This window comes from Nocardia sp. CA-128927, from assembly GCF_050955855.1.
GTDB lineage: Bacteria > Actinomycetota > Actinomycetes > Mycobacteriales > Mycobacteriaceae > Nocardia.
In genome coordinates, this window is the sequence record NZ_CP192087.1 from 5,879,165 (window position 1) to 5,903,093 (window position 23,929).

21 protein-coding genes and 3 pseudogenes are annotated in these 23,929 nt (G+C 66.7%); 6 read left to right on the forward strand and 18 right to left on the reverse strand.

Going from position 1 to position 23,929, the window contains the following annotated elements:
• Positions 1-300 precede the first annotated feature (300 nt).
• Complete coding sequence (locus ACQPW1_RS27505) at positions 301-2,049, forward strand: hydroxysqualene dehydroxylase (protein WP_433654472.1); 1,749 nt, start codon at positions 301-303, stop codon at positions 2,047-2,049.
• Between the two features lie 126 nt (positions 2,050-2,175).
• On the opposite strand, the gene ACQPW1_RS27510 is transcribed toward ACQPW1_RS27505, so the two are convergent.
• Positions 2,176-2,562, reverse strand: a complete 387-nt coding sequence (locus ACQPW1_RS27510) for a hypothetical protein (RefSeq protein WP_433654474.1) — start codon at positions 2,560-2,562, stop codon at positions 2,176-2,178.
• Positions 2,563-3,138: 576 nt separating this feature from the next.
• Between ACQPW1_RS27510 and ACQPW1_RS27515 the strand changes: the two genes are divergently transcribed.
• Together ACQPW1_RS27515 and ACQPW1_RS27520 are read left to right on the forward strand one after the other, a co-directional pair.
• Positions 3,139-4,488: a metallophosphoesterase gene (locus tag ACQPW1_RS27515; protein ID WP_433654475.1), complete on the forward strand. Its 1,350-nt coding sequence runs from the start codon at positions 3,139-3,141 to the stop codon at positions 4,486-4,488.
• Between the two features lie 78 nt (positions 4,489-4,566).
• A complete protein-coding gene (locus ACQPW1_RS27520; protein WP_433654477.1) occupies positions 4,567-4,932 on the forward strand; it encodes a VOC family protein in 366 nt (121 codons plus the stop codon).
• 48 nt (positions 4,933-4,980) lie between these two features.
• On the opposite strand, the gene ACQPW1_RS27525 is transcribed toward ACQPW1_RS27520, so the two are convergent.
• The 4 genes and pseudogenes from ACQPW1_RS27525 to ACQPW1_RS27540 form a co-directional block, all read right to left on the reverse strand.
• Positions 4,981-5,205, reverse strand: a complete 225-nt coding sequence (locus ACQPW1_RS27525; RefSeq protein WP_433654479.1) for a hypothetical protein — start codon at positions 5,203-5,205, stop codon at positions 4,981-4,983.
• Positions 5,206-5,265: 60 nt separating this feature from the next.
• Positions 5,266-5,979, reverse strand: a pseudogene (dapD, locus tag ACQPW1_RS27530) (2,3,4,5-tetrahydropyridine-2,6-dicarboxylate N-succinyltransferase); the annotation flags it as partial.
• Positions 5,916-6,182, reverse strand: coding sequence for a hypothetical protein (locus tag ACQPW1_RS27535; RefSeq protein WP_433654480.1), 267 nt, complete (start codon positions 6,180-6,182; stop codon positions 5,916-5,918). The gene ACQPW1_RS27535 and the pseudogene dapD, both read right to left, overlap by 64 nt.
• Before the next feature lie 154 nt (positions 6,183-6,336).
• A pseudogene (locus tag ACQPW1_RS27540) lies at positions 6,337-6,486 on the reverse strand (response regulator transcription factor); the annotation flags it as partial.
• A 160-nt stretch (positions 6,487-6,646) separates the two neighbouring features.
• Here ACQPW1_RS27540 and ACQPW1_RS27545 point away from each other — a divergent pair.
• Positions 6,647-7,561: an IS982 family transposase gene (locus tag ACQPW1_RS27545; protein WP_433654482.1), complete on the forward strand. Its 915-nt coding sequence runs from the start codon at positions 6,647-6,649 to the stop codon at positions 7,559-7,561.
• A gap of 17 nt (positions 7,562-7,578) precedes the next feature.
• Here ACQPW1_RS27545 and ACQPW1_RS27550 read toward each other — a convergent pair.
• The 5 genes and pseudogenes from ACQPW1_RS27550 to ACQPW1_RS27570 form a co-directional block, all read right to left on the reverse strand.
• Positions 7,579-8,055, reverse strand: a pseudogene (locus ACQPW1_RS27550) (response regulator); the annotation flags it as partial.
• Positions 8,052-9,251 (reverse strand): histidine kinase, encoded by a 1,200-nt coding sequence (locus ACQPW1_RS27555; RefSeq protein ID WP_433654483.1) that lies wholly within the window; start codon positions 9,249-9,251, stop codon positions 8,052-8,054. The gene ACQPW1_RS27555 and the pseudogene ACQPW1_RS27550, both read right to left, overlap by 4 nt.
• Positions 9,191-10,003 (reverse strand): ABC transporter permease, encoded by an 813-nt coding sequence (locus ACQPW1_RS27560; protein WP_433654484.1) that lies wholly within the window; start codon positions 10,001-10,003, stop codon positions 9,191-9,193. Before ACQPW1_RS27560 ends, ACQPW1_RS27555 begins: the two co-directional genes overlap by 61 nt.
• On the reverse strand, positions 10,000-10,968 hold the full coding sequence (locus tag ACQPW1_RS27565; RefSeq protein WP_433654486.1) for an ABC transporter ATP-binding protein: 969 nt from the start codon (positions 10,966-10,968) through the stop codon (positions 10,000-10,002). The genes ACQPW1_RS27560 and ACQPW1_RS27565 overlap by 4 nt, the downstream gene beginning before the upstream one ends.
• A 95-nt stretch (positions 10,969-11,063) precedes the next feature.
• Positions 11,064-12,287, reverse strand: coding sequence for an ROK family transcriptional regulator (locus ACQPW1_RS27570; protein WP_433654487.1), 1,224 nt, complete (start codon positions 12,285-12,287; stop codon positions 11,064-11,066).
• Positions 12,288-12,394: 107 nt separating this feature from the next.
• Here ACQPW1_RS27570 and ACQPW1_RS27575 point away from each other — a divergent pair, with 107 nt between their 5' ends.
• Together ACQPW1_RS27575 and ACQPW1_RS27580 are read left to right on the forward strand one after the other, a co-directional pair.
• Positions 12,395-14,260: a carboxylesterase family protein gene (locus tag ACQPW1_RS27575; protein WP_433654489.1), complete on the forward strand. Its 1,866-nt coding sequence runs from the start codon at positions 12,395-12,397 to the stop codon at positions 14,258-14,260.
• Positions 14,261-14,344: 84 nt separating this feature from the next.
• Complete coding sequence (locus ACQPW1_RS27580; RefSeq protein WP_433654490.1) at positions 14,345-14,530, forward strand: hypothetical protein; 186 nt, start codon at positions 14,345-14,347, stop codon at positions 14,528-14,530.
• 120 nt (positions 14,531-14,650) lie between these two features.
• On the opposite strand, the gene ACQPW1_RS27585 is transcribed toward ACQPW1_RS27580, so the two are convergent.
• From ACQPW1_RS27585 to ACQPW1_RS27620, 8 genes are all read right to left on the reverse strand, one after another.
• Complete coding sequence (locus ACQPW1_RS27585; RefSeq protein ID WP_433654491.1) at positions 14,651-15,886, reverse strand: metallophosphoesterase; 1,236 nt, start codon at positions 15,884-15,886, stop codon at positions 14,651-14,653.
• Between the two features lie 73 nt (positions 15,887-15,959).
• A complete protein-coding gene (locus tag ACQPW1_RS27590) occupies positions 15,960-16,454 on the reverse strand; it encodes a hypothetical protein (RefSeq protein ID WP_433654492.1) in 495 nt (164 codons plus the stop codon).
• A 177-nt stretch (positions 16,455-16,631) separates the two neighbouring features.
• Positions 16,632-17,363, reverse strand: coding sequence for a GNAT family N-acetyltransferase (locus ACQPW1_RS27595; RefSeq protein WP_433654493.1), 732 nt, complete (start codon positions 17,361-17,363; stop codon positions 16,632-16,634).
• A gap of 123 nt (positions 17,364-17,486) precedes the next feature.
• On the reverse strand, positions 17,487-18,866 hold the full coding sequence (locus ACQPW1_RS27600; RefSeq protein WP_433654494.1) for a dihydrolipoamide acetyltransferase family protein: 1,380 nt from the start codon (positions 18,864-18,866) through the stop codon (positions 17,487-17,489).
• 3 nt (positions 18,867-18,869) lie between these two features.
• Complete coding sequence (locus tag ACQPW1_RS27605; RefSeq protein ID WP_433654496.1) at positions 18,870-19,850, reverse strand: alpha-ketoacid dehydrogenase subunit beta; 981 nt, start codon at positions 19,848-19,850, stop codon at positions 18,870-18,872.
• A 77-nt stretch (positions 19,851-19,927) separates the two neighbouring features.
• Positions 19,928-21,028, reverse strand: a complete 1,101-nt coding sequence (gene pdhA / locus ACQPW1_RS27610; RefSeq protein ID WP_433654498.1) for a pyruvate dehydrogenase (acetyl-transferring) E1 component subunit alpha — start codon at positions 21,026-21,028, stop codon at positions 19,928-19,930.
• A gap of 11 nt (positions 21,029-21,039) precedes the next feature.
• Positions 21,040-22,491: a dihydrolipoyl dehydrogenase gene (gene lpdA, locus ACQPW1_RS27615; RefSeq protein WP_433654499.1), complete on the reverse strand. Its 1,452-nt coding sequence runs from the start codon at positions 22,489-22,491 to the stop codon at positions 21,040-21,042.
• Between the two features lie 162 nt (positions 22,492-22,653).
• On the reverse strand, positions 22,654-23,850 hold the full coding sequence (locus ACQPW1_RS27620; RefSeq protein WP_433654501.1) for a PucR family transcriptional regulator: 1,197 nt from the start codon (positions 23,848-23,850) through the stop codon (positions 22,654-22,656).
• Between the last annotated feature and the right edge of the window lie 79 nt (positions 23,851-23,929).

Below are 23,929 nucleotides of genomic sequence, written 5' to 3' on the forward strand. Positions count from 1 at the left end.
CACTCGCATTCGATTCGCGTTAGGGCCCGTCGGTCCCCGCTCAGCGCGGTCAACCGCACTGTCACAGCCCACAAGACACGGGCGTCGTCGAAACACGACCACCTGGCGCCTACCCCTCAGTGGTCTCGGCAACGCCACCGCGCTCGTATCCGGCAATCCGACCTGAGATCACTACGTGACAGCTACACAGGGGCGAAACGCGAATTGAATACGAGCAATTGTTGTTGTTAGAAACCCTCCAGACAGCGAGGTCGACCACTGATGCGGCGGACGATCACGCGCTATCGGAGGAGCCGACCAATGAACGACGCTACGTTGTCTCGCAGAACGTTCATCGGCGCCGCCGTCGCGCTCGGTGCGACAAGTATCCGGTCCGGAAGTGCCCGCGCCACAACCACTTCGGGCCGCGTCGCGGTATTGGGCGGTGGCATGGCCGGGCTCACCGTCGCCCACGAGCTGATCGAACGCGGCTTCGAAGTCACCGTGTACGAGCGCAAAGCCCTCGGTGGAAAAGCGCGCAGCATCCCCACCGACCTGCCCACCGCGGGCGGTCGGCAACCACTTCCTGGCGAGCACGGATTCCGGTTCTTTCCCGGCTTCTACCACAACGTGCCCGACACAATGCGCCGAATCCCGTTCCCCGGCAACCGGAATGGCGTGTGGGACAATCTCGTCAACGCGCCGTCCGGCTTCGTGTCGGTGGCCGGTGAGAACCTCGTCGCACCGTTCGGGCTCACTCCGGAGCTGCCTTCGGTGCTCACCCCACAGAACATTGTCCCGACGGTGCTCGGCGGGATACGACTCGGCTTACAGGTACCGCCGCTCGAGGTCGCCGAATTCGGGCTGCACATGATGGTCTTTCTCACCAGCTGCGACGAACGCCGTTACGGCCAATGGGAATACGTGTCCTGGCTGGACTACATCCGCGCGCCCGGCAAGTCTGAGGCCTACCGCCGATTTCTGTCCAGAGCGCTCACCCGCGCCCTGGTCGCCGCCAAGGAGCAAGTCGCCAGTGCCCGCACGATCGGCAATATGGCCGACGCGTTCGTCGCCACCGCACTACTGCAGGGCAACGACGGCGCACCCGATCGAGTACTCGATCGCCCCACCAACGAGGCCTGGATCGATCCCTGGGTCGCGCATCTGGACCGGCTCGGTGTGCGTTTCGAGACCGGCGTGACCGTGGAATCGCTGCAGGTGAACGGCGGGCGCATCGCATCGGCGGCCGCCCGCGACAGCAACGGCGCAATCCGCCGCGTCGACGCCGACTGGTTCGTCTGCGCTATGCCCGTCGAGCGAGCACGCAGATTGTGGAACCGGGAAATCCTCGAACTCGCCCCCACTCTGGAACAGATGAACGGACTGGTCACCGACTGGATGAACGGCATCCAGTACTACCTCACCACCAACACCCCGATCACCCCGGGCCACCAGGCCTTCGCCGATTCACCCTGGGCTTTGAGCGCCCTCAACCAAGCACAGTTCTGGCCACAACGCGACCTCGCCCGCGACTACGGCGACGGCACCGTCCGCGACATCCTCTCCGTCGACATCTCCGACTGGAACACCCCCGGAATCCTGTACGGCAGACCCGCCACCGACTGCACCAGAGACGAAATCGCCACCGAAGTATGGGCCCAACTCAAAGCAGGCCTCTACGGGGACTACCAACCCTTACTACGCGACGAAACCCTGCACTCCTGGTTCCTCGACCCTGCCATCCAATGGTCCGCCGGCACCAACACCAACGACGAACCCCTCCTCATCAACACCGCCGGATCCTGGGACCTCCGCCCCACCGCCCGAACCGACATCCCCAACCTTTTCCTCGCCGGAGACTACGTCCGCACGAACATCGACCTCGCAAGCATGGAGGGCGCCAACGAATCCGGCCGCACAGCCGCAAACGCCCTACTCGACGCAGCCGACTCCCCCGCTGACAGAGCCCGAGTATTCGACCTCTATCGCCTACCCCAATTCAACCCGGCAAAGCAGATCGACCGCCAGCGTTTCGCCTCCGGCCTCCCCCACCTACTCGACACCTTCTGACCGGACGCCCCTTTCGGAAACGTCATCGCTCATGGCGCGTGCGGACAGCAGCGCCGACCCGTCCGACCAACCATGGCGACTTGTCGTCAGTGACAGATCCCGGCCGCTCGGACTATCGCAGAGGAACTAGCTATCAGCAATCCGATCCAAGGCGGCGATGATCCGATCGAAATCATGCACCGAGCTTCGGCAGAATTCTGGGTCCTCTCGTTCCAGTAAAGCCACGGCTTGCGCTTCGGTCGGAAAGTTGTGAAGTTCTTTCTCGGCCATCACCCGCGCAGGCACCAGTACCCAGTTTCGCCGCGTCGTGTCGAACAACCAGTCGATCTCCCGGCTATCGGATTCGACAATGCCGCGTAACAAATCCTCGAGTTCAACCGGCCGCGGTTCAGCAAACCGCCATACAACCAGCGGAGGGACGGCCGCACCCTCGTTATCGGCACCGCCCGCATGGCGATACCATTCAAGCTCCCCGTAAGGCCGCAATCTGGCGATGAAATCGCGCGTCCTCATTTACACACGTCAAGGTGGTCGGCTACGAATCCGGCCAGGCTGGACCGGCGGGCGACAATCTCATCGAGATGGTCCAGGTCGACCGAGAATTCAGTCGTCATGGCAGATCCAGACTCGAGGTCGACGTATGTAACGCTGAGGCAGATGGAACGCCCCACTCCCCTCCATGGCGATCGATGCTAGCAGCCGTGCTAGTCGGCAACGATCTCCCGCACAAAGAACTAATGCCAATGACTTGGGGCGGACCCGGCTAGACACGTACATGACGACGCCGGACAGCGCGCTCGTCTGACATCCGAAATCGGCCTGACAGCAGGTCCGTCCAATCGGCGCTGGCACTGGTCCGGCTTGGTGACACTGGATAGCGTGCGGTCTGAGGATGCCCGACTGGTAGATCATCCGCATCGTCTCGCAGCCAGCCGCTTTCACTGTCCAGTTGCTGTCTTGTCACATCAGGGGACTGACACGTTCAACTGATGACCGTAACGTCGGATAGTAGTGGCGGACGGAGACCCCATGCTCGATCCACGACTCAGAACCGCATGGTTGGCGAATGTAGCCGTAGGTGCGGCGGCGGTGACCGTGCGGACACCCTTCTATCCGAGACTTACCCTGGTGCGTGCCGATTCGGTTCGGGCACAGCGTGATTCGATGGTGGCATCCGATCTCGAGTTGGTCACCGTGACGGATCGGTCCGCGATACTGACTTGGACGACCCGCGCTAGGGATCACTCCGGGCGCTGGCGGCCGGTTCCTGCGGACACCGAGGTCCGGATCGCGCACGCCGACGGCACCGGCACCGCGCGGACACGTTATCTCGATTCCCGGCCCACCGCGTACCACTACGCGGAGATCGACGGGCTCGAGCCCGGACGGCGCTACCGGTTCGAGGCCTACTCGCACGGCCGTCGTGCCGTGCCCGCTCGCACCCTGGTGACGCGGCGATCCGGAACACCAGAGTCCACCGGCGAATTCACCACTGCGACACCACCTCCCGGCTGCCTGTTGCGCACCATCGCGCTCGCCAACGACGTGCACTACGGCGAGCACACCAGCGGGCTCATCGTCAGCGGGCTACCCACCGGACTGCGCCACGACACCGAGCACTACCCCGAGTTCATGCTCGACTCTCTGCTCGACGACGTGCGCAGCCCCGACCGCGCCGCCGATCACCTCATCCTCGCGGGCGATCTGACCGATTCCGGCACGCTCGACCAGTCGCTCGCGGTACGCGCACGGCTGGATTCCTGGGGTGAGCTGGGCAAGGACTACTTCGTCTGCCGCGGCAACCACGACAAGCCCGAGCGACTCCGCGGCCGAAGCCTCGACCACTGGGGTGCCGTATTCCACAGCCGCCAACGATTGGTCGAATACCACCTCGGCGGACTGCGCGTGCTCGGACTCGACACCACCCGACTGACCGGATCCGGTGGCACCATCGTCGCGCCGCAGCGGGATCAGCTACGCGAAATCCTGGCCGCGGACCCCGACCGACCCACCCTCATATTCGGGCATCACCCGGTGACATCGCATGCGGCAGTGAGCAATCCGGGCGGTCCGGGCTTCGTACTCGACCCATCGAACGCCGCCGCCCTGCACACCCTGTACCGAAACGCACCCGGGGTGTTCCTGCACCACAGCGGCCACACCCACCGAAACCGCCGCAGCCGCCCCAACATCGGCATCGACGTCGAGTTCCTCGAAGTAGCCGCAGTAAAAGAATATCCAGGCGGATACCTCCTCCTCCGCATCTACGAAGGCGGCTACACGGCCAACTTCTACAAGACCCGCTCCGACGCCGCCCGCACCTGGAGCACCCGCACCCGCCGCCAATACCTGGGCCTGCACCCCGATCACGCTCTCGGCAGCTGCACCGACCGCAACTACGTCACTCTCCGCGACTTCTCCGGTTTGACGCGATCATGAATCCGACTGCCGTGTAGCAGGTTCCATCCGCGCCAGTTGTGGGAGCGGGTGCCCGACACGCGCCACTATGGTGGACCGATGGCATCGATCAAACAGGTCCAAGTCACCTTCGACTGCGCCGACCCCGAGCGCGTCGCCCGTTTCTGGTCCGCTGCGCTGGGGTACGAGAACCAGGGTTCAGCCTGCATCGACCCCTCAGGCGTCGGCCCACGCCTCTACTTCCAACGCGTCCCCGAACCCAAAGTCGCCAAGAACCGCGTGCATCTCGACGTACGAGCCGGCACCGGACTCATAGGCGAAGAACGCCTCGCCACCCTCGAAGCCGAATGCACCCGCCTGATCGCCCTCGGCGCAGTACGCGTCCGACTACTCCCTGCCGACGACGACAACGAGTCCTGCATCGTCATGCAAGACATCGAGGGCAACGAGTTCTGCCTCGACTAAGGGCTCATCGGCGTTGGGAAGGCAGTCGGTGCGGGCCGCGCACGAGCCTCACCTGAGGTGCGCCCGCCGCGACGGCACCCGCCGCGCACGAATCCGCCCGCCGCGCACGAATCCGCTAGCGAATTCGTGCGCGGCGCCCCGAAACGTGCGCGGCGCCCAAAGCGCGCGCAGCAGGCCAAGCTGTTGGCAGCGCTCCAGGATGTGCGCGGCGCTGACGATTGCCACGGTGCGCACGAATCCGCCTGCCGCGCACGAATCCGCTAGCGAACTCATGCGCGGCATCCCGAAACGTGCGCGTCAGGCCAGCATGCGCGGCACTCGGCGGGCGACGAGTCAGTCGTTGGCGTGCAGGGCGGCGTTGAGTTCGATGCCGGTTCCCTTGCGGGGCACCACCTCTACCGTGCCGGTGACGGAGTTGCGGCGGAACAGGAGGTTGTTCTGGCCGCTGAATTCGGCGGCCTTGACGACGGTGCCGTCGGGGGTGGTGACCTTGGTGCCTGCGGTGAGGTAGAGGCCCGCCTCCACGACGCAGTCGTCGCCGAGGGGGATGCCGACGCCCGCGTTGGCGCCGAGCAGCGAGCGCTCGCCGACGGAGATGACGGTGGTGCCGCCGCCGGACAGGGTGCCCATGATGGACGCGCCGCCGCCGACGTCGGAGCCGTCGCCGACCACGACACCGGCCGAGATGCGGCCCTCGACCATGGAGTTGCCGAGGGTGCCCGCGTTGAAGTTCACGAAGCCCTCGTGCATGACGGTGGTGCCGGAGGCGAGGTGCGCGCCGAGGCGGACCCGGTCGGCGTCGCCGATGCGCACGCCGGACGGGATGACGTAGTCGACCATGCGCGGGAACTTGTCGACGCTGTACACGGTCACCGGGCCGCGGGCGCGCAGCTTGGCGCGGGTGGTCTCGAAGCCTTCCACCGCCGCCGGGCCGTGATTGGTCCACACCACATTGCTGAGCAGCCCGAACTGGCCGTCCAGGTTCACCCCGTGCGGCCGGACCAGCCGATGCGAGAGCAGGTGCAGCCGCAGGTAGACGTCTCCCGCAGCCGTGGCACCGAACTGCTTTGACTCACAACGAGATCCGGCGGCAGCAAGTTGACGCATTGCGCTTTGATCGCGTTGACGCTGCGCCCGGTCCGGTCGGCGATCTCCTCGATCCCCATCTCGGTGTGTAGCAGCTCGATCAACTCGGTATTGCGTTCGTCGGTCCACCAGTCGTACGCGTGCCGGTGCGTGTTTTCGGCCATCGAGCCCTCCCTCGACGAATTCCCCTGTGGCGCACCATCCCCTGGCACGCCTTGCTCCGGTACCTATGGTGCCAGCAGGTACCGACAGATTCCGTGGAGCAAATGGCAGGCCGGCGCGAAAGGCGCACTCGGAGACCGACAGGTCGGGCTGGGGCTAGATCCAGCCCTTCTCTCGGGCTTTGAGGGCGGCTTCGTAGCGGTTGGAGACGGCTAGTTTGGCCATGGCGGAGGAGAGGTAGTTGCGGGTGGTGCCGGGGGTTAGGTGGGCTCGGCGGGCTATGTCTTCTACGGAGGCGCCGTCTAGATGATTGATTCCAAGGGGTGTGGTGCATGACGAGTCCACACACCTCCTGATGGATGATCACCCAGCCGCAGTGCTTGTTCCTCCGTGCTGAAGTGAAAGATTCTGCCCGACAGCAGCATTCGATGTGACGAAGTAGGCGAGGGCGCCGAAGATCAAGGTTGTGAGCAATGAAATCGACACCCTCGCCACTGCACTTTATGTCACGATCGACGACTTGGTGAAGACCCGCCCCGATCTGGCGCCTGCCCGCCCTCGGATCGGGTTCACCCCGCAGTTGACCGACGCCGAACTGGTGGCCCTGGCCGTGATGCAGGCCCTGCTGGGCTACCCCAACGAGCGCCGCTGGATGCGCTACGCCCGCAAACATCTACGGCATCTCTTCCGGTATCTGCCCCAGCAACCCGGCTACAACAAACGACTCCGCAAAGCCGCCGCCCTGATCACCGCCGCCATCCGGCACCTGGCCACCGACACAAGCCTGTGGACCGACGATGTATGGGTCGCCGATTCCACCCCGGTGGAATGCGGGCGCTCCCGCGAAACGGTGAAGCGCTCCGAACTGGCCGGATACGCCGAATACGGTTACTGCGCTTCGCATTCGCGCTTCTTCTGGGGCATGCGGCTGCACTTGATCGCCACCCTGGGTGGGCTGCCGATCGGTTTCGCTCTGACCGGCGCGAAAGCCGACGAACGCGAAACCCTGATGGGTATCCTGGCCGGTGACCCCGCCCTGGCCGCCCAACGACCGGGACAGACCCTGATCTGCGACAAGAACTATTTCGGTGCCGGGTTCGAGGCCGAGTTGGCCGCCACCGGGATCCAGCTGTTGCGGCCGGCTCGCAAGGGCGAAGCCGAACGACCTGGCGCCGCCCTGTTCAAACCATTACGGCAGGTCGTCGAGTCGATCAACCAGACGTTCAAAGCCCAACTCGATCTCGAACGCCACGGTGGACGCACCCTCAGCGGAGTCATAGTGCGTGTCCTGCAACGAATCCTGGCGATTACCGCCGCGATCTGGCACAACGACACCACCGGCGCACCGGTACACCGATCACTGACCGCCTACGACCACTGATCCCCTTGGAATCAATCATCTAGGGCGTATTCGAGGACGTCGGCTTCGCGGGCGGTGAGGACGGTGTCGCCTGCGCTGATGGCTTCGGCGGCTAGTTCGGGGTCTACGTAGCGGCCGCCGCGGTGGACGGTGCGGATCACTTCGGCCAGAGTTGCGGCGGAGGTGGTTTTGGGGAGGAAGCCGCGGACGCCTGCGGCGAGGGCGCGTTTGAGGTAGCCGGGGCGGCCGTGGCTGGTGACGATGAGGGTGCCTGCGCCGGGTGAGAGGCGTTGGAGTTCGGTGGCGGTGTCGATGCCGTCTATGCCGGGCATTTGCAGATCGATGACGGCCACGGCGACGGGCTCGCCGCGCTCGTTGCGGCGCTGCCACGCGGCGATGAGTTCCTCGCCGGAGCCGACATGGTCCACTACCTCGAGGTCGGCTTCGAGATCGAGCATGGTCGCCAATGCGGCGCGGATGAGTGTTTCATCGTCGGCCAGGAATACCGGAATCATTTATTCTCCCAATGGATTTCGAGGATGAACTCATCCGGTGACGCGTCGACGTCGAGGGTCGCGCCGATGGGTGCGAGCCGTTCGGCGAGGCCGCGTAGCCCCGAGTGCTCGCCGGGCAGGCCGTGCGGACAGTCGTTGCGCAAGGACATCCCCGCATCTCCGAGCGCGAGAACCGCCGAGGTCGCCGACGAGTGTTCGACGATGTTGGTGGTGCCCTCGCGCACCACCCAGGCGGCGACCTCGTGGAACCGCGCCGGAACCTTGGCCGGATCGCCCTCGACAACGAGCCGACAACCCACCGCCGACAGCAACGAGCGCGCTCCTGCCACCTCACCGCGCAGATCGATGCCCCGGTAGCCGCGGACCAGTTTGCGCATCTGCCCCATCGATTCGACGGCGAGTGTCTTCACCTCGTCCATCTCGGCGGCCGCGCGGTCGGACTTCCCGGACCGCGACAACACCGCCGCCAGTTCGCTTTTCACCGCGATCGCGGAAAACCCGCGGCCGACGATGTCGTGCAGATCCCGCGCGAAGCGCAAACGTTCCTCGGCGACTTGCAATTCCGCCTCGACCGCCTTCGCCCGGTCCAACTCTTCGACGACCCGCATCCCCCACACGGTGAGCAATGTCGTTGCGACAACCAAACTTCCGGCAAGGAAGGTCACCGCCGCCGCGATCAGTCCCGTAACTGGCGACGAACCGAGGAGCAGTCCGGTGGCGACGCTGAGACCGAGAACTACCCACCACTTGCGCAGCACGAACCATACGACCGAGTACATGGCCAACGCCGCCGCGCCGATACTGACCAAAAACGCTTCTTGGATGGTCGGGTCACTGGTGGCCAGTCGGGCGGTAATGCCAGCGATTAGCCAAACCCCCGCGAGCACCGCCACCGCGCCCGGCAGTGCCCATCGACGCGACACTGCCCCGGCCGACAGCGAGAATTCGGGTTGGACTTCCACCGCGACCATCGCCCCGATACCGGCCAGCACGATCCCGGCCACCGACCACGACGCGTGCGCGGTGATCGCCATGACGGCGATCACCGCGACGAGACCACCCTGCAGCGTCAGCCGGGTGTAGAGCCGGTACTTGGCCGGCCCGGACAGCTCGTCCCACCACGCGGTCCAGCGGCTCAACCGCGGTCGTCCCAGCGGAAGCTCTTGCGGGTCAGCGCGAGCGCCAGGACTGTCCATATCGCCAGTGTGGCAAACGGTCGGCCGAGTTCGGCGAACGTGCCCGCGAAGTCGAGGGCCACGTCGGATGCGGCGGCGGTGGCCGGCTTGCCGGACGCGCCGAGGGAGATCAGGTCGGAAACCGCCGCGAACGGTGTCCAGTCGGCCGGCTCGGACAACCGATCCGGCAGCACCTTCCGGATGGAGGCGAGGCCGACCATCGCGACCGTCATCACCGGCAGCGAGGTGATCTGCGCGGCCTCGGCGTTCTTCGTCACCGCGCTGGTCGCGAGGGCCAGCAGCGAGAACACAACGACACCGCCGATGAGCGCCAGCGCGATCGCGATGGGGTTCACCGGAGCGGGTGCGCCGGTGCCGTAAACCACCGCCACAACGACGGCAGTGCACGAAAGTGTCACCAGCGCACCGGGAATGGCCGGAGCGAGCTGGATCTGCCAGTCGGCGGCCTCACCCGTGCGCAGCCGTTTCAACACGCCCTCGCTGCGGCGCGTGGTCACCATCGACAGCACCGAGTAGTACTGCACGAACAATAAGGCGGCCAACGCGAGCGTCTCGAACGTCACCGCCGCCGTGCTCGCCGTCGGCGACTGGTTTCTGATCGCGATCAGATACAGCGCCAGCGGTATTCCGATCGGAAAGAGGGTCGCCATGTAGACCAGCGTCTTGTTGCGCCGGAACTGCACGAACTCGGCCTTGGCCAGCGCGGCGAGCGGGCGGCGGCGAAAGCTGGTGGGTGTCGCGAGGGTGGTCATCGGGTTGCTCCGATCAATTCGGGGGTGGTCGCCTGCGCGTCGTTAGATTCGTTGGCGATGTCCAGGAAGACCGATTCCAGGGAGGCGGCGCGGGCTTCGAGGCCGGTCAGATGCAGACCGTGCTCGCGCGCCCAGCCGAGCAGTTCGAACAGGTGACCCTGGAGGTCATAGGTGCTGACGGTGACGCGAGCTTGCGCCTCGATCCGCGCGTCACGCAGGTGCGGCAACGGCAGCCCGGGATGATCGAAGACGATCCGCGCCGGATGGCCGTCGACGATCTCGCGCAGCGTGCCCGCGCGGGCGACCTCGCCCTTGTGCATGATCGCGATCCGGTCGGCGAGTGCCTCGGCCTCATCCAGATAGTGCGTGGTGAGCACCATGGTCACGCCGGACGACTTGAGGTCGGAGAGCAGTTGCCACGTCCCTCGTCGGCTCTCCGGGTCGAGGCCGGTCGTCGGCTCGTCGAGAAACAGCAAACGCGGCTGACCGAGCAGGGCGCACGCCATGTCGACGCGGCGCTGCTCGCCGCCCGATAGCGAACCGACCCGCACGTTGGCACGATCGGCGAGGTCGACCTGCGCGAGGACGACGTCGGCGGTGGTCGGATCGGTGCAGGTCCCGCGCCACATTTCGAGTGTTTCGCGGACGGTCAGCTCGGCAGGCAGGCCGCCGGACTGCAACATGATGCCGACCTGGGGGCGGACCTGGTCGCGGTCCCGCAGCGGGTCGAGGCCGAAGACCTCGACGACACCGGCGGAGGGAGCGGCCAGGCCTTCGAGCATGTCGAGCGTTGATGTCTTACCGGCGCCGTTGGTGCCGAGCAATGCAAAAACCTCTCCCTCGTCGACTTGGAGGTCCACGCCCTTGACCGCCTCGAACGCGGTCTTGCCGTGGCCGTAGGTGCGGCGCAGGCTGCGTGCGTTGATGACATCGTGAACTCGTGGGTTCCGATTCGTGCTGTTCATGGCTTCTACGATCGTGGACTCGGCTCGACGTCAGTAGTAAGCGCAGTCATCGAATGCCGGTGAGTTCCTCATGGTCCGGCCATGACAAAAGTCATTCAGGGTGCGGGTAGGTGTCGACGAGGGACGGTCGCGGGGTCGGAAAGTGCAGCACGACGGGCGAATTCGATGACGCCGAGCAAGGCCGCGTCCGCGCCGAGGAGTGCGGGAGTGACGTCCGGTTCCGCAGCGGGTACCAGTGCGCGACGACCCGAGAACTGGTGTTGAATCACCGGGTACAGCCATGGAAACCATTGCGCCAGTACACCTCCCAGGATCACTTCGTCGATGTCGAGCAAGGAGGTGATCGACAGTATCGCGGTACCCACGGCCCGCCCTGCAATATCCACTGCCTCCAGCGCTCGCTCGTCGCCGCGGTCGAGTGCCTCGACGAGGAGGTCGGCTGCGCGGCCGAGTCCATCACGCCGCAAAACATCATCGAAACCGGCGGCCGTGAGCACCGCATCGGGGCCCGCGTACCCCACCAAACATCCACGGGCCCCGCAGAAGCAGGCCGGTCCGTCGATGGCGACCGGCATGTGGCCCGGCTCGCCCGCAATACCGTGACTGCCGGTGTGAATGCGCCCGTCCAGCACCACCCCACCACCGATACCGGTGCCCGCGGCGATATAGACCACGCCGCGCGGACGTCGCGGATGCGCATGGTATTCCGCCAGTGTGGCGGCGTTCGCGTCGTTGATCACGTCGATAGGACAGGTCACCTCCGACAGCCGGGCAGCGATCAGCGCGCGCAACCGAACCGGACGCAGCCAGCCGAAATCCGGTGCGGCAAGCACAGTTTGCGCCTCATCGTCACCGACCGGCCCTGCCATCGCGACTGCGACGCGCACCAATTCCGCATCAGGAGGCGCCGCCGTTTCCGCTCGACGCACCGCGTCGGCGATCGCGTCCGCCATCGATGGGGGCACCCCGGCGACACCGTTGTGCGGTGCGGTGTCGCGCCACACGATCGTGCCCGCGAGATCGGCGACGGCAACACGCAGTTGTTCCGAACTGATCTGCACCGCAATGGTCGACGCGCGCCGCGGGATCATCCGCAGCAGCCGTCGTGGCCGACCCCGCCCACCACTAAGCAGCACACCGTCCTCCGACACCAGTCCGCGCGCCGTCAGGTCGGCAACCATCGTGGTGACCGATGCGTGCGACAGCCCCGTGGCTACGGCGATCTCGGTGCGCGCGCACGGACCGTGCTCGGCCACGTGACGCAGCACCAGCCCCAGGTTGCGTCGCCGGACGGCCACCGAATCATGTGCCTGCGTCATCTCCACACGATCAAGACTATGCAGGTCAAGAATTTTTTCAATCATTGACTTATTCCGTCCCGAATCGCGAACATACCGGTGCTCGCACGAATCGAATCGAGGTCGCGATGCCCACTGCGCACATCAACCGCCGGACCGTCCTGCTCGGAGCCGCGGCCATCACCTTGGCCGCCGCATGCTCGACCGAGCGATCCAGCTCCGACACCGTGCGGACGACCTACGGTCCGATCCGGGGCAAGCGCCGCGACACCGGCATCGCCTTCCTCGGCGTGCCGTTCGCCCGGCCGCCGGTCGGCGAGCTGCGATTCGCCGCCCCAGCACCGCCCGCACCGTGGACCGAAACGTTGGAGTGCACCGCGTACGGACCCACCGCTCAGCGCAGGTCGATGGGCGAGGTGACGACCATCCCCGAGCCGAGCATCCCCGGCGATGCCGTCCTCAACTTGAATGTCTTCACCCCTGACCCGTCCGCGCGTGGCCTGCCGGTGCTGGTGTGGATCCACGGCGGCGGCTTCATCGCGGGCAGTCCGGCCAGCCCCTGGTATGACGGTGCCGCGTTCAATCGCGATGGGGTGGTGGTGGTTTCGGTCGGCTACCGACTCGGAATCGATGGTTTCCTGCACCTGGACGGAGCTCCGGACAACCGGGCGGTGCTGGACTGGATCGCGGCTTTGCAGTGGGTTCGCGACAACGTCGCGTCGTTCGGTGGCGATCCGGGCAAGGTGACCGTCGCCGGTCAGTCCGCGGGTGGCGGCGCGGTCTGGGCGCTGATGGCCACACCCGCCGCGCGCGGGCTGTTCCGCGCGGGAATCTCCGTCTCCGGCGCGGTAACCCAGCCGAACGATCGCGCCGCGGGGCTCGCCGTGGCTGAACTGTTCACCCGACGCACCGGCGTGCCCGCGACCGCCGCCGCTTTACGCGCCCTGCCCGAGAACACCGTGCTCGACATGCAGGATGCACTCCAGGCACCCGGGCCGGGCAGCGAGACCGTGCCGATGCTCGGTTTGGCACCGTTCGCCGACGGCACGCTGATCCCCGAATCAACACCCACCATGCTCAAAAATGGTGCGGGCGGCGATATTCCACTGCTGCTCGGTTTCACCCGGCACGAGTTCAACATGGCGGCCACCATGATGGCGCAGAACCCGGGAGCAGCCAGCCCACTCGCAGGGGCCGGACGGGGCGTCGACATGAACGCCTATCGCGCAGCCTATCCCGGCGCGGGTGAGATCGAACTCGCCGGCCACGCCATCAGCGACACGATCATCCGCGGACCCTCCTACCAGGTCGCCGAGGCTCGCGCGCGACTGAATCAACCCACCTGGCTCTACGAATTCACCTGGACCTCAACAGCTCCCGGCTACAACGGGATGGCGGCACACTGCCTCGACCTACCGTTCGCCTTCGACCTGCTGCGCGTACCCGGCGTCACCGAGGTCGAGGGCGCAGGGCCGCCCCAAGCACTGGCCGACGCCATGCACGCCGCCTGGGTCGGCTTCGTCAAAGACAATGCGCCGGGCGCGAACTGGCCGCGCTACACCCTGGACAAGCGGCAGACGATGATCTGGTCCAACCAGGGCCGCGTCGAATCCGACCCCTTCGCCCCGCAACGCCAGATCTGGGCTCCCTTATACTGCTTGCCAAGTCGAGGTTTCCCGAGTGACATGGTCGGCATGTTCACATACGTGGTGACGGCCGAGTTCGCGAACGATGAAGTGCGCCAGGAATATCTGGCCTGGATGCGAGACGGGCACGTGGCGAAGGTGGTCGAGCTCAGCGCGGCCGTCTCGGGACAGGTCGTGCTGCTCGATGACGGACGAGTCGAAGGCCGGTATGTCTTCCCGGATCGAGAAACGTTCACCGCGTACGAAACCGGCCCGGCCGTCGCGCTGCGCGCCGACGGTGCGCGGTTCACCGAGTCCGGAAAGGTCGTCTTCGCCCGGAGCACCGGGGAGGTCCTTTTCGGCGTCTGAGATCGATGCCGAAAGTGTGCGGACAGAACGCGGTTGCGCCGGTGATCCGTGGGTATGTACTCGGCACAACCAGGAGGTTCCACCATGATGGCAATAGCTGCCGCCGTCTCGTTCGGGCTCGCTCTGCTGCTCGATCTGACCGATACCACCCTCGGTGACACCGTCACCGCAGGCACGCTCACCACCCTCGGCCTACTGCTGATCGCCCTGCATCTGGCCGGTGTCGGCACCGGAACCCGTTCACTGAAGTGGCGCCGCGGCCGCCGATAAGCTCCACCGGATCGGATAAACCAGGGTGGGCCAAGCGATTTCGCTTGGCCCACCCTGTTCGCGCCGCATAGCCGCGTTCGCGTTCCGACACCGTAATCGCGTGTGCCCCGGCAGATCCGGTCAGGCCTGTTTCGACGCGAGCTCGATCACGGTGATGTCGGAGGGTGCGCCTACCCGGACGGGTGGCCCCCAGGCACCGGCACCGCGCGTGACGTACAGCTGGGTATCGCCGTAACGTTCCAACCCTGCGACGGTCGGATTGGCCAGGCCCGCAAGGAGATTGCCGGGCCATACCTGCCCGCCGTGCGTGTGGCCGGACAGTTGCAGATCGACCCCGTGCTCGACCGCGTCATGGATCTGCACCGGCTGATGCGCCATCAGCACCGCGGTACGGGCGTGATCGCGGTTGCCGAGCGCGGCGGCGAAGTCCGGTTCCTGTCCGATGCGTTTGCCCTGAATGTCGTTGACGCCCGCGAGGTCGAAATGCGGCAACTCCGTGTGGCTGTTCGCCAGTAGGTGCAGCCCGAGTTCCTGCACGTGCTCCATCCATTCCGCTGCGCCGGAGAAGTATTCGTGATTGCCGGTGACGAAATAGGCGCCGTGGCGTGCACGCAGCCGCGACAGTGGTTCGACCGCCGACCGCAGGTGTTCGACGCTACCGTCGACCAGATCACCAACCACCGCAATGAGATCCGGCTGGGTGCCGTTGATCGTCTGGACCACCCGCTCGGCGAATCCGCGCCCCAGAATCGGACCGAGATGGATATCGCTGACCACGGCGATCCGGAATCCGTGCGCCGCGCGTGGCAGCTTCGCCAGCGGGATGGTCAACTGCTTCACCTGCGGACCGGCCAGCACGCCGTAGGTGCCGTAGCCGACGGTGCTCACCGCGGCCAGCGCCGCCGCCCCACCCACCGCACGAGATACGAACAGCCGCCGCGAGACTGGCGGTTCCGGTCGATCGGGCGGTGCAGCATCGGCTGTCTTGGTTGCGGGAACCAGTACGTCCTCGGGCACCCGCGTCACGGAGTTGTCCGTGCGGGCGATCCACCGCCGGAACAACGGCCGGACCAACTCCCCGACCAGCAACGACAGCAAGAGGTACAGGAACAGCGCGCCCCACAGATACCCAGGCCAGGCGATGATCTGGATGATCAGGAACGGAATCCCGGCCGACTCGGCAACGAAGGCACCGATCAACAGCACCGGGCCCGCGATCATCACACCGGTACCCACCCGGCGCGCGATCGATCCGGACACCGTCGTATCCCGCACGAGCCGCCGCCACACATACCAGTGCAGCCCGCCGAAAACCCCCAGAACGACGATCCCCACGACAACGAATGCGACGCCCACCGCATCACCCTATGCGAGTGTGCATCTGTTGCCTGATCCATGCGTCTGATGAGCAGGACGCGTTGTAGCAGCGTCAGCGGAAGAAGGTCTGGATCACCGTGAGCACCAGGCCGCACAGCGTCCACAAGCCGACCAATCGTGCATCGCCTAGGAATGCGAACGGATGGCGCGGCGGGGATGGCTGGGGCGCGTAGCCCGCAACAGGCGGGTTGGCCGGCCTGAGCGGGTTGGGCTCGAACGGACTCGACTGCGAGCTCGGTCGGGCGGTCGTTGCACTGTCCGGCCGGCTGGTAGGCAACAGTGCGACAACGACGTAGCCCGCGGCCAAACCGGCGCCGACAACCGCACAGACAATGATCAGCACCCAGGAAACGTGCGATACCGGCTTGCAGTCGTTCAACGACGACAACGAGCCAGGATCGATGTCACCCGCACAGATCTTGATCAGGTGGTAGAGGAACCGGTCGTATAGGAGGTTCCACAGTGTCCCCCAGAAGGCGACACTGGCAGCGATGGTCGCGGCATACTTCAAGACCTGCTCTGCGGTCTTCGATTTCGGTGTGCTCATCACGGTTCCGGTGGCTAGGCGTCACTCGCCGCGCTCGGCGTCAGCTACTAAGACTGCCAGACTCGCTGAAGGCACATCATCAACTTGCCGCAGCCCAAGTCATGCGCGATCCCAGCCGTCGCAGCCCGGAATGTGTTGCGCGCCAGGCACCAAGGAGCATGGCCTGCGCGGCGGCGGTCAGTTGAATGACTGCGGGTAACCCGCGGGCGCCTGCACGATCGTCAAGTGCGAGCGCTTGCGCACAACGAAACCGAGTGTCTCGTACAGGCGGATCGCCGTCACGTTGTGGGCGACGGCGTGCAGGAACGGTGCCTCGCCCCGAGCCCGGATACCCGCGCCGACGGCCGCGACCAGCCGCGAGGCAATGCCGCGCCCGCGGAATTCGGGGTCGGTGCAGACGGCGCTGATCTCGGTCCAGCCGGGCGGGTGCATCCGCTCACCCGCCATGGCGATCAGTCTGCCGTTTACCCGCAGGCCCAAGTAGGTGCCCATTTCGATCGTCCGCGGCGCGAACGGGCCGGGTTCGGTACGCGCGATCAAGTCGAGCATCTCGGGGACGTCGGCGGTGGTGAGCACCTCGAATTCCGGGTCGGCGGCGACGCGCAGTCCGGTGCCGTCCATCTGCACCGTTGCGACGTCCTGCAACACCGTCCACCCGGCCGGCGGCACGTGCCCCGCCCCGCGCAATGCGGTGCTGCCGCCCGGCCCGAGCAGGGTAGCCAGGTCGGTCCAGTCCTGTTCGTCCAGGACCGGCGGATGGCCGAAGAACCTGGCGACCTCCGGGTCATACCGACAGATCCGACCCGCCCAGCCCGCGAACCGGCGGTGCACGCCACGCAGCGAGGTCCGCACCGGGTCGTCGAGCGGATGCAACGAGGTATCGATATCGATGGTCGACTCAGTGGTCACCGCACCCTCCTCCACAACAGCGTTCAACCACAAAACGTTAGCGAGGCGCACAACCATTCGGCACTGTTGCGCTCACCACGATTCCGTCCGATTGGAATCGTTTGGGGTGCACTGGCGAACGCGCTACGTGACGATGCGCAGCGGGTGCTCGAGGACCTCCTTCAGCTGCGCGAGGAACTGGGCGCCGACCGCACCGTCGATCGCGCGGTGGTCCGCGGACAGCGTGACGCGCAGGATCTTGCGGGTGACCACCGCACCGTCGTCGAGGCGCAGCTCGTCCGCCGCGCCGCCGACCGCGAGGATCGCGGACTCCGGCGGGTTGATGACCGCCGTGAACTGCTCGATGCCGAACATGCCGAGGTTGGAGATGGTGAAGGTGCCGCCGGACATCTCGTCGGCCCGGAGCTTTCGATCACGGGCGCGCGTCGCCTTGTCGCGGCTGTCGGCCGCGATCTCGGAGACGCTCTTGCGGTCGGCGTCGCGGATCACCGGGACGAGCAGACCGGCCGGGGTGGCGACGGCGATGCCGAGATGGATTCCCTTGTGGCGCAACAGCTTATCGCCCGCGAAACTGACGTTGACCAAGGGATCCTTGCGCAGGGTGCCCGCGACCGCCTTGACGAGCAGGTCGTTCACGCTGACCTTGCCCTCGCCCGCCGCTTCCAGGGTCTCGTTGATCCGCGCGCGGAAGGCGAGCAAGTCGGTCACGTCGATCGCACTGGTCAGGTAGATGTGCGGGGCTTGCTGCTTGCTCTCGGTGAGGCGGGTCGCGGAGAGCCGCTGGATGTTCGTGAGTGGGATCTCGTCGTGGTCGCCTGAGACCGGGATGCTTTGTGCAGCAGCGGCACTCACGGCGGGAGTGGTACCGGAGATCGCTGATGCGGAGGCCTCATTCGCTGCGCCCGCGGCCGGTACGACGGCAGCAGGCGCAGACGTTGCGGCTACAGGGTCTGCAGCCGGTGCGGTAGCGCCATTACGGTGCGCCGCCTCCACATCCTGTCGCGTGATCCGCCCGCCAGGGCCGGTGCCGACGACGGCGGCGAGATCGACGCCGAGCTCGCGCGCGATCTTGCGCGCCAACGGCGACGACTTCAACCGCTCGCCCGACTCGGCGGCTGTCGCCGAATCAGGTTGCGCTCCAGTTGTTTCCGGAGTCGCGCTGGCGCTCACCGCCACTGCCACGGCGGACGAGTCAGAGCTGGGCGAACTCGCTTGTGCCGCAGCACTCGCGGGTACCGCACCGGACGATCCCGCCGCGCTCGCTCCACTCCCGTCCCCGACGATCGCGATCGGCTCACCGATCGCAATGCGCACACCAGGCTGGGCCAGGATCTGTTCGAGCACCCCGTCCTCGTACGCCTCGAGCTCCATCAGCGCCTTGTCGGTCTCGATCTCGGCGACAACCTCCCCGCGCGTGATCTGATCGCCGACCTGCTTCAACCAGGCGGAGACAACGCCGTCCTCCATGGTGTCGGACAGCCGGGGCATGGTGATCTCAGACATGTCTTATTTCCTCCCCACGGCCGCAAGGGTTTCCACCGCAGCGGTGTACAGCGACTCCGCGGACGGCAGCGCGAGCTTCTCCAGCGGCTTGGCATACGGCAGCGGAACCTCGGCCATCGCGACCCGACGGACCGGGGCGTCGAGGTAGTCGAACGCTCCATCCGAGATGGAGGCCGCGACCTCCGCACCGATGCCATAGGTGAGCCAATCGTCCTCGCCGACAACGGCACAGCCGGTCTTACGGACAGACGCGACCAGGGTGTCACGATCCAACGGACGCAGGCTGCGCAGATCGATCACCTCGGCGGAAATCCCCTCGGCGGCAAGACGTTCGGCTACCTGGGTGGCAACGGTAGCCATGCGGGAGTAACTGATCAGCGTGATATCGGTGCCCTCTCGGGTAACGGCCGCCTTGCCGATCTGGGCAGGCGGAAGATCCTCGGGCACTTCCCCTTTGGTGTTGTAGAGAGACAGGTTCTCCAGGAACACCACCGGGTCGTCGTCCTCGATCGCGGCCTTGAGCAGCGCCCGCGCATCGGCGGGCGTGCTCGGCGCCACCACCTTCAGGCCGGGCACGAAGGCGTAGTACAGCTCGATGTTCTGCGAGTGCGTCGCACCGAGCTGCTGGCCGCCGCCACCGGGCATCCGGATGACCATGGGCACATTGGTCTGCCCACCGAACATACCGTAGATCTTGGCGGCGTGATTGACGATCTGGTCCAGCGCGAGCAGCGAGAAGTTGATCGTCATGATCTCCACGACCGGGCGCAGGCCGAGCATGGCGGCACCGATGGCCGCGCCGACGAAACCCTCCTCGGCGATCGGGGTGTCGCGCACCCGCTTCTCGCCGAACTCGGCCAGCAGGCCCGCGGTGATCTTGTAGGAGCCCTCGAAGACGCCGATCTCTTCCCCGATCAGGAAGACGTCGTCGTCGCGACGCATCTCCTCGCGCAGGGTTTCGCGCAGCGCTTCGCGATAGGTCATGACAGGCGCAGGGGGACGGCAGCCGGCGGAGCCGGCGGAGCCGGCGGAGCCGGCGGGGTGGGTAGGCACAGTTGGTCCTAGGCGGTGAAGAGCGGGTCGGCGGGCAGGCGGCGGGAATCGCCGGGCACCGGGGTGGCGTAGTTGTAGTCGAACAAGCTCGACGGCTCCGGATGCGGGCTTGAGTCGGCGAATTCGACGGCGGCGGCAACACTTTCGGCGACCTCGCGCTCGATCTCGGCGACCGACTCCTCGGTCAGCACCCCGGCATCGAGCAATCTGTTCTGCCACAGGACGATCGGGTCGTGCTCGCGGGCCGTGGACACCGCGTCGTTGCTGCGGTACTTGGCCGGGTCCACCACCGAATGCCCTTTGAGCCGATAGCTCACCGCCTCCAGCAGCGCCGGTTTCCCTTCGCGGCGGGCGCCTTCGATGAGTTCACTCGCCATATCGCGCACCGCGAGCACGTCGGTGCCGTCCACTCGCTCACCGCGCATGCGGTAGGCGGCGGCGCGCTTCCACAGATCCGGTTCAGCCGAGGACTTCTCGACCGTGGTGCCCATGCCGGTCTGATTGTTGATCACCAGGAACACCACCGGCAGCCGCCACAGCGCCGCGATGTTGAGCGACTCGTGGAATGCGCCGATGTTCGTGGTGCCCTCCCCCATCTGGCACACCACCACCTCGTCGCCGCCGCGGTAGTCGATGGCCAGCGCCGCGCCGACCGCGAGCGGAACCTGGCCGCCCACAATGGCATAGCCGCCGAGCAGCCGGGTCGCGGTGTCGTACATGTGCATCGACCCGCCCCAGCCCTTCGACGTGCCGGTGGAGCGGCCGTAGAGCTCGGCCATCACCCGGCCCGGCGCGATGCCCTTGGCCAGCGCGTAACCGTGCTCGCGGTAGTTGGTGAACAGGTAGTCGGTGGGGCGCATCGCCGCGCCGAGCCCGACGACGGTGGCTTCCTCACCGAGGTTCAGGTGGCAGTAGCCGCCGATCTTGGCCTGCTGGTAGCTCTGCGCGGTGCGCTCCTCGAAGCGGCGCACGAACAGCATGTCGTGGTAGAGACCGCGCAGCGTCTCGGAATCCGCTGCGGCGAACGCGGATTCGGCGGTCGACTGGGTGGCGGTGTCCACCTTCGCGGGCTTGCGGGTGCTCTTGCGCGGTGCGGTGGTCGTGGTCATCTGCGGACTCCTCAACGCTTCTTGCGCGGCGCGATGTGTACCGGCAGGCCGAGCCCGGCCAGCGCCGTCTCCATGCCGATCTCGCCGAGGGTGGGGTGGGCGTGAATGGTGTCGGCCAGCTCGTCGAGCGTCGCCTCCAGCGAGATCGCCAGCGCGCCTTCGGTGATCAGATCACTGGCCGACGGGCCGATGATGTGCACCCCGAGCACTTCGCGATGCTGTTGCCCGGCAACGATCTTCATGATGCCCTCGGTGTCGCCGAAGGTCTTGGCCCGGCCGAGCGCCGCGAACGGGAACTTGGCGGTGATCACCTCGCGGCCGGCCGCGCGGGCGGCCTCCTCGGTGAGACCGACGCTCGCGATCTCCGGATGCGTGAAGGTCGCCGCCGGGATGACCGCGTAGTCGATGTGCGCGTCGTGCCCGGCGATCACATCGGCCGCCGTGATGCCCTGATGCGAGGCGACATGGGCGAGCAGTGCGCGCCCGGTCACGTCGCCGATGGCGTACACGTGCTCGACCCCGGTCCGCAGCTGGTCGTCGACCTCGATGAATCCACGTGCGTCCGTGCCGATTCCGGCGACATCCAGGCCGAGGTCGGCGGTGTTGGGTCGTCGGCCGACACCGACGAGCACCACATCGGCGTCCAGCTCCTGCGGCTGCTTCCCGTCCACCGACACCCGCAGCGCGTCGCCCTGTGCGATGGCGGTGACGGTCGAGCCGGTCAGTACAGCGATGCCACGCTTGCGGAAGGACCGGCCGAGCGTCGCGCCGATCTCCTTGTCCTCCAACGGAACCAGACTATCCTGCATCTCCACGACGGTGACCTGGCTGCCGAAGGTGGCGAACAGGCTGGCCCATTCCGCGCCGACCGCGCTGCCGCCGATGACCACCAGCCGCTTGGGCACCTCGTTCAGCCCGAACGCGCCGTCGGAGGTGACCACACCGGGCAGGTCCGCGCCCGGGATCGGCAGCAGTGCGGGCACCGATCCGGTCGCGACGATCACGTCCTGCGCGCTCACCTGCCGCACCGCGGCACCGGGCGCGGCGGCATAGCGGGGGCCGCCCTCGAAGATCGGTGACGCGCCGGTCTCGTGCACCTCGACCGTGGTCGGCCCGGTGAATCGGGCGTGTCCCTCGATCACCGTCACCCCGTTGGCCTTCAGCAGGCCCGCGACGCCGTCGGTGAGCTCCTTGACGATGCCGTCTTTACGCTGCCGCACCGCGGCGAAGTCGTAGCGCACGTTGTCGGCGTAGACACCGAATTCGGCTGCGGTGGTGAGGGTATGGAAGACCTCCGCCGAGCGCAGCATCGCCTTGGTCGGGATGCAACCCCAGTTCAGGCACACGCCGCCCGGGCGTTCCTTCTCCACCAGGCCGACCCGAAGGCCACGCTGCGCGGCCCGGATGGCGGCCACGTAGCCGCCAGGGCCGCCACCGATCACCAGTAGCTCGAATTCCGGCACTCGTGGTGCTCCTCATCTCGACGATTGCGACCCGTGCCCGGTTGTGGCGTGGGTCGTGCACTCGAGTCTTGCGGTCCGGAATTGCACAAACAATCTGCCGGAAGCCCAGAGATCGGGGCTCGAAAATGGGCTCTGCGCCCAATGGGAGGTGGCCCGGATCGTTCAGTCCGGTGCGGGTACCCCGAGCTCCAGCGCGGCCAGCGCCAAGGAAAGCTCCAGGTAGGAGCGCTGTCCCTCCAGCGGCCGACCCAGCAGCGTCGAGATCCGCTGCAGTCGGTTGATCACGGTGTTGCGGTGGCAGTGCAGCTTCGGCGCGGCGTTCGCGGCCGAGCAGTTCTCGGCCAGCCAGGTAGCGAGGGTGCCTAACAGGACCTCGCGCTCCTTGGTCGGCAACGCCAGCACCGGCCCGAGCGTGCGGGCCACCATCAGCTCGGTCAGATCGGGCGAACGCAGCAGCAGGGCCTCCGGGTAACGCTCCTCCAGCAACACCAAACCCGCTGTGTCCGTGGGTAATGTCTCCAGCGCGAGCATGGCCAGCGAGTGCGCGGTGTCGATCTGCGCCAGGCCCGGCACCGCGGGCGACGCCGCGGCCCGGCCCTCGATGCGCGGCCGGATGTGTTGCAGTACAGCGGAACTGTCCCGCGTTTCCAGCGAGACCAGCCCGACCGTGGAATCCACCCGGTCGTGCCAGACCGAGCGAATACCCAAGGCCGCCAACGCCGTTTCGGTGCCGAGCTGCACGACCGGACGGGTGCCGCGCACCGCCACCACCAGGTAGGCGCCGTGCGTCGGCAGATTCAGCTCGCGCGCCGCCCGCGCCGCGAAGGTCGCGTCGTGCGCGCGGCCGGCCAGCAGGTCCTCGATCAGACCGTGCCTGCGCCGCTCGTCCCGGCGCACCTGCTCGAGTTCGGTGTTGCGATAGGAGGTGACCAGCGCCGAGGACATGCCGTCGATGGCCGACCAGGTGGCCGCGCCGATCTCCCGGAACTCGCCGGGCGGGAGATCACCGGCCCGGTCGAGCAGGGCTTCCCACACGATCTGACCGCCGAGGCGGAAGGTCCGCAGCATCACTTCCAGCGGCACACCCTGCGCCGCGCGATTGCGGCCGATGGCCGCGGCGACGTCGTCGCGGTCGGGCACGGTCACGTCTCCGGCCAGCAGATCCAGCACCCGGGTCAGATAGCTGCGGCAGCCGTTGCGCAGATCCTCCCGGCTGACCGGCGAGTAGTCCGTCCATTCCGGGATGTCGGTGAAGATGGCCGACATCAGCCGCCGGGTCAGCACCGGGATCTCGGTCCGACACACCGCGGCCAGCTGCCGGGTGCCCGCGGTGGGGCCGGTGTGCTTGGGTGCCGCCATAGCGATAGACGCTACCTGCGGCCCGTGGACAGTCATCCCGCAGATCGCGGCGGCCGCTGTGGAGATCGTGTGTTGGATC

Excerpts from the sequence above, each read along its gene's own strand:
- ACQPW1_RS27505 (WP_433654472.1), top strand. The coding sequence starts at position 301 with ATGAACGACGCTACGTTGTCTCGCAGAACGTTCATCGGCGCCGCCGTC.
- ACQPW1_RS27510 (WP_433654474.1), bottom strand. The coding sequence starts at position 2,562 with ATGAGGACGCGCGATTTCATCGCCAGATTGCGGCCTTACGGGGAGCTT.
- ACQPW1_RS27520 (WP_433654477.1), top strand. The coding sequence starts at position 4,567 with ATGGCATCGATCAAACAGGTCCAAGTCACCTTCGACTGCGCCGACCCC.
- ACQPW1_RS27525 (WP_433654479.1), bottom strand. The coding sequence starts at position 5,205 with ATGAGTTCGCTAGCGGATTCGTGCGCGGCAGGCGGATTCGTGCGCACC.
- ACQPW1_RS27535 (WP_433654480.1), bottom strand. The coding sequence starts at position 6,182 with ATGGCCGAAAACACGCACCGGCACGCGTACGACTGGTGGACCGACGAA.
- ACQPW1_RS27555 (WP_433654483.1), bottom strand. The coding sequence starts at position 9,251 with ATGGACAGTCCTGGCGCTCGCGCTGACCCGCAAGAGCTTCCGCTGGGA.
- ACQPW1_RS27560 (WP_433654484.1), bottom strand. The coding sequence starts at position 10,003 with ATGACCACCCTCGCGACACCCACCAGCTTTCGCCGCCGCCCGCTCGCC.
- ACQPW1_RS27565 (WP_433654486.1), bottom strand. The coding sequence starts at position 10,968 with ATGAACAGCACGAATCGGAACCCACGAGTTCACGATGTCATCAACGCA.
- ACQPW1_RS27570 (WP_433654487.1), bottom strand. The coding sequence starts at position 12,287 with ATGACGCAGGCACATGATTCGGTGGCCGTCCGGCGACGCAACCTGGGG.
- ACQPW1_RS27575 (WP_433654489.1), top strand. The coding sequence starts at position 12,395 with ATGCCCACTGCGCACATCAACCGCCGGACCGTCCTGCTCGGAGCCGCG.
- ACQPW1_RS27580 (WP_433654490.1), top strand. The coding sequence starts at position 14,345 with ATGATGGCAATAGCTGCCGCCGTCTCGTTCGGGCTCGCTCTGCTGCTC.
- ACQPW1_RS27590 (WP_433654492.1), bottom strand. The coding sequence starts at position 16,454 with ATGAGCACACCGAAATCGAAGACCGCAGAGCAGGTCTTGAAGTATGCC.
- ACQPW1_RS27600 (WP_433654494.1), bottom strand. The coding sequence starts at position 18,866 with ATGTCTGAGATCACCATGCCCCGGCTGTCCGACACCATGGAGGACGGC.
- ACQPW1_RS27605 (WP_433654496.1), bottom strand. The coding sequence starts at position 19,850 with ATGACCTATCGCGAAGCGCTGCGCGAAACCCTGCGCGAGGAGATGCGT.
- pdhA (WP_433654498.1), bottom strand. The coding sequence starts at position 21,028 with ATGACCACGACCACCGCACCGCGCAAGAGCACCCGCAAGCCCGCGAAG.
- ACQPW1_RS27620 (WP_433654501.1), bottom strand. The coding sequence starts at position 23,850 with ATGGCGGCACCCAAGCACACCGGCCCCACCGCGGGCACCCGGCAGCTG.